The organism is uncultured Gimesia sp. (genome assembly GCF_937910335.1).
Taxonomy (GTDB): domain Bacteria; phylum Planctomycetota; class Planctomycetia; order Planctomycetales; family Planctomycetaceae; genus Gimesia.
Window position 1 is genome coordinate 1 of the sequence record NZ_CALEMX010000550.1, and the last position, 4,306, is coordinate 4,306.

A 4,306-nucleotide genomic window follows, 5' to 3' on the forward strand; every position below is an offset into this window, starting at 1 on the left:
CCTGGGTATGAAGTGTACTGAGTCACTTTCCTCTTCCAGAGGGCCGATTGATGGCTGAGGTAGGATAATAGCAACAAGCTTGATGAAATCACAATATAACGGGCGAAAAAAATCATTGTAAATTCATATTTTCTCTACTCTTAGTTAACTCCTGGTTAGAATCGCCCTCTATTCGAATTGAAGGATTCTTTCAGTGGGATCGCTGTGAAAAAGTCCTTTTGAACAGGTGCTTTGAGGATAGATTCATTTCATTGATCGGATCGAACGATTATGAATTGTAATCGTCGGTTGTGTACATTCCGTCAATATACCGCCAGAGATTGGGGTTTGGGTTCTGGGGTTTTAAGGCATCTGGTAATCGGTGGGGGCGAATATTGTCGTAACATTGCAGCATCGAAAAACGATGAATGGCGGCGGGAATTCCCACGGATGTGAATACGGGGTGACCCGTGGAGGGGTAAGGGCCGCCATGATTCATGGCAGGGCTGACGGCGACGCCTGTTGGCATTTTGTCGTTTAAGAGACGACCTACTTTTTGTCGCAATCCGGGAGCGATTTGATCGTATAGTGAATCATCATTGCCGCCGGTGTGACTGTAGATACAGCCTGTGAGATTTCCTTCGAGGCTCTCTGCGATTTGTGCCAGCTCTGCCTCTGTGTCGGCGACTACAAAGAGTGAACCGTTGCCGAATGCTTCTTCCTGTAAGGCCTCTGGGTTTTTGAGGAACTGGCTGCCGGTCACTTTTAATAATGTATTGGCACAGGAGAATCCGGGTCCGTCTGATGTATTGCCTCCGGTTAGGAGTGTGGCGCCGGCAGATTGAATCGCTTTGATTCCTGATTGAAAGCCTTTCTGGACTCCTTCGCCCAAGAGGATACCGGCAGGCGATTCTTCGAATTTTTGCACGACCTGTTGAATGAATGTGTCTGTCGCTGCACCAGATTTCAGAACCACTAAACCCGGATTGGTACAGAACTGGCCGGTTCCCATCAGGCAACTGCCTTTAAAATCTTCAGCGATTTCTGCACTTCGTTCGGTTAACGCTTCCGGCAGAATGAAGACGGGATTAATGCTGGAGAGTTCCAGGTAAACGGGTTTGCCCGCTTTGTCGGCTGCTTCTTTAATCGTTAATCCCGCGCTTCGACCGCCGGTGTAGCCTATGGCTCCCATCAATGGGTGTGAGACCATGCGACAGCCGTCTTCGTGGCTCGTGCGGTAAATGAGTTGGATGAATCCTGTTGGCATCTGTGTCGCTTTGGCGGCGGTATCAGCGGCTTCTGCGAAGAGTCGGGTTGTGCCGGGGTGTGAGGAATGTCCTTTGGCAATGACCGGGTTTCCTGCAGCAATTGCAGCAGCGAAATCGCCTCCTGCGATACTGTTGAAAGCGAAAGGAAAATTATTGGGTCCAAAGACGGCGACGGGTCCGATTGCGCCAAACATCGCACTGATGCCGGTAGCGGTATCGATTGTGGGTTGAGCCCATGAGCCTTCGCGGGCGTGTGTAGCTGCTTGTCTGAGTTGATTGGTTGTGCGGGGGAGTTCACCATCTCGTAAGCGGGGAGATGCGGGATAGCCTGTTTCCTGATTTGCTGTTTGAACTAAATCGTCGGTCCGTTTTTCGATTTCGTCGGCATAGGCTTCGAGAAAGCTGGCGAATCGTTCTCCTGGCCAACCACGCATTTCCTTCGAAGCGGCTGAAGCTGCCTGAATTGTTGATTCGATTTCTTCCCAGGGACTTACAGGAAAGCATGCTTCCAGGACCTCGGCTGTTGCTGGATTGACGGCTTGGAATGTTTTGGAGCCCTTTGAAGAAGTCCATTGTCCGTTAATAAGAACTGGTTGTATCTCCATGATCTATCCTTCTGAACCTGCTTTTAAGTCAGCAATTGGTTAAAATGTGTGTTGCATGATAGTTTACTCAAATCTGATCAAAGAAGAAGCCATCCACTCTAATGCAGCAATTTGACGTTGTGATACTGGGAGCCGGTTTTGGTGGCAGCTTGACTGCTCTTTTACTGGACCGAATCGGCTTATCAGTCGCATTGATAGACCGCGGAAGACATCCCCGCTTTTCGATCGGAGAATCCTCGACACCGATTGCCGGCTATTTGCTCAAGTCACTTTCTGAAGAGTATGATCTTCCACAATTTCAGCCATTTTGCAAGTATGGAACCTGGCAGCAGCGCTATCCGGATCTAGCTTGCGGCATTAAGCGGGGGTTCAGCTACTTTTCGCATGAGCCGAATCAAAACTTTCAGGCGAAACTGGAACATGGCAGCGAATTGCTGGTGACGGCGAACCATAGTGATCTGCTGGCCGATACGCACTGGTATCGTGCAGACGTTGATCATTTTTTTGCCGAAGAAGTACAGAAATCCAATGTTGTCTATCTGGATCAGACAGAAGTGAATTTGAAGCGGTCTGACGAATGGTCGATTAGAGGGGAAAGACTGGGGGATCGTGTTGACATTCGGGCTGCCTTTCTGATTGATGCTACAGGAGCTGCTGGAATGGTGCCTGAAGCTCTGAGGATTGAGCGGAAGACAGATTTTCAAACGAATTCGAGGGCGGTTTACGGACACTTCGAGAACGTGACTCCGTGGAGCGAGATTTTGAATCAGAAGCAGGTTGATCAATCTGATTATCCTTTTGACTGTGATTCGGCGGCGTTGCATCATGTGTTGCGAGAAGGCTGGATGTGGCAATTACGATTCAATAATGGAATTACCAGTACCGGTTTTGTGCTGGAGTCGGATCAGAACGAGGTATCGGCAGAACAGATCTGGGGAGAACTATTAAATCGCTATCCGTCAATCTATTCTCAATTTAATGGTGCGTCGATCATTGCGCCGGAATCGGGTCTCTGTATCACAAACAGATTGCAACGTGGCTGGAAAGAGTGTGCTGGTGAGAATTGGGCGTTGTTGCCTCATACGGCAGGTTTTATTGATCCTCTTCACAGTACTGGTATCGCTCATACCTTATGTGGAATTGAACGTCTTGTAGAACTGTTCAAGAATTACTGGAGGCAAAACGAGTTTACGGAAGCGTTAGCCGCGTATTCAGAATCGATGCAGTCTGAGCTGGCATTGATTGACGAACTTGTATCCTGCTGTTATCGGACTTTAAATCACTTTGACTTGTTTACTGTGAGTACTTTGTTTTATTTTGCCGCGGTAACCAGTTTTGAACATTTACGATGTCTTGAGGGAGACCGACCGCTATTTTTGTGTGCAGATGATGCTGGCTTAAAGCAGGCGATTAGTGACTGGCTCGTTTTGGTATCACGAATTCAATTAGAGGGAGACTGTGATTCGGATGAGATCAAACTGGCGGTATTCAAGGCCGAGCAATTGTTAAAACCCTGGAATCGGGTAGGGTTGTTTCATACCCGGTCTTCAAATATGTATCACTACACCGCGGCTCCGGAATCAGAGCCGCGGTGAATCAAGTGAAATTACTATCGGTTTCGACTTATGTAATAATCGGCGAACGCTTTTGTGCCAGTTCTTCCATCATGCTTTGGATGTTGGCGGTGATCTGATCCGGATTCGTTGCAATTCCGGTCATCATGGCAGCATTCCAGAAGAGTTGTCGGCCGCATTGTTTGATGAAGGAATGTTGGTCTTCATTGGACGAAAGTGTGCAAAGACGTTTGATTAAATCCGCATCAGGATTGATTTCCAGGATGCGTTTTGTCATCGGGAAGTCCTTGTTGTTCATGCTCAGTACTTTTTGCATTTGAGAGCTAATTGCTCCTTCGGGCACGACTAGACAGCAGGGGCTATCTGTCAAACGCTCGGATTTGGTGACTGATTCGACTTCGTCATTTAGTTCTTCTTTTAACAGGGAAAGCACTTTTTCAAATTCAGGTGATAAGGCTTCTTTCTCTTCCTCTTTTGATTCTGATTTTTCGTCTGATTCTGAATCAGTTTCTTCTTTACCGGGAAGTTTTACTTCTGAGGAATCAATGGAAACAATCTCGTAGTCTTCAAATTTCGCCAGATTAGAGAGGACAATTTCATCCATCGGGTCTGCCAGATAGAAAACTTCGACACCTTTTTTACGGAAGATTTCCAGGTTCGGGTTTTTGGCGATGGTGTTATAATCATGTCCGCCCAGGTAATAGATTTGTTTCTGATTTTCATCGGCCCGTTCGATATAGGCTTCTAGTGAAACGAGTTCATTATCGGATGTTCCCTGTGATGAGGGAAATCTTAAGAGTTTGGCGATGGTGTTTCGGTTTTCGAAGTCTGTGCCGATTCCTTCTTTCAAGCTGCTTCCGAACTGACGGTAGAAATCCAG

Annotated in this window: 2 protein-coding genes and 1 pseudogene; 1 reads left to right on the forward strand and 2 read right to left on the reverse strand. The window is 47.4% G+C overall.

The features are described 5' to 3' along the window. Positions 1 to 268: 268 nt before the first annotated feature. Positions 269 to 1,852: an aldehyde dehydrogenase (NADP(+)) gene (locus tag Q0668_RS22715; RefSeq protein ID WP_298868821.1), complete on the reverse strand. Its 1,584-nt coding sequence runs from the start codon at positions 1,850 to 1,852 to the stop codon at positions 269 to 271. Between the two features lie 101 nt (positions 1,853 to 1,953). On the opposite strand from Q0668_RS22715, the gene Q0668_RS22720 reads away from it, so the two are divergent. Further along, positions 1,954 to 3,447, forward strand: coding sequence for an FAD-dependent oxidoreductase (locus Q0668_RS22720; RefSeq protein ID WP_298868822.1), 1,494 nt, complete (start codon positions 1,954 to 1,956; stop codon positions 3,445 to 3,447). A gap of 28 nt (positions 3,448 to 3,475) precedes the next feature. On the opposite strand, the pseudogene Q0668_RS22725 reads toward Q0668_RS22720, so the two are convergent. Further along, positions 3,476 to 4,306: pseudogene (locus Q0668_RS22725) on the reverse strand (molecular chaperone HtpG); the annotation flags it as partial.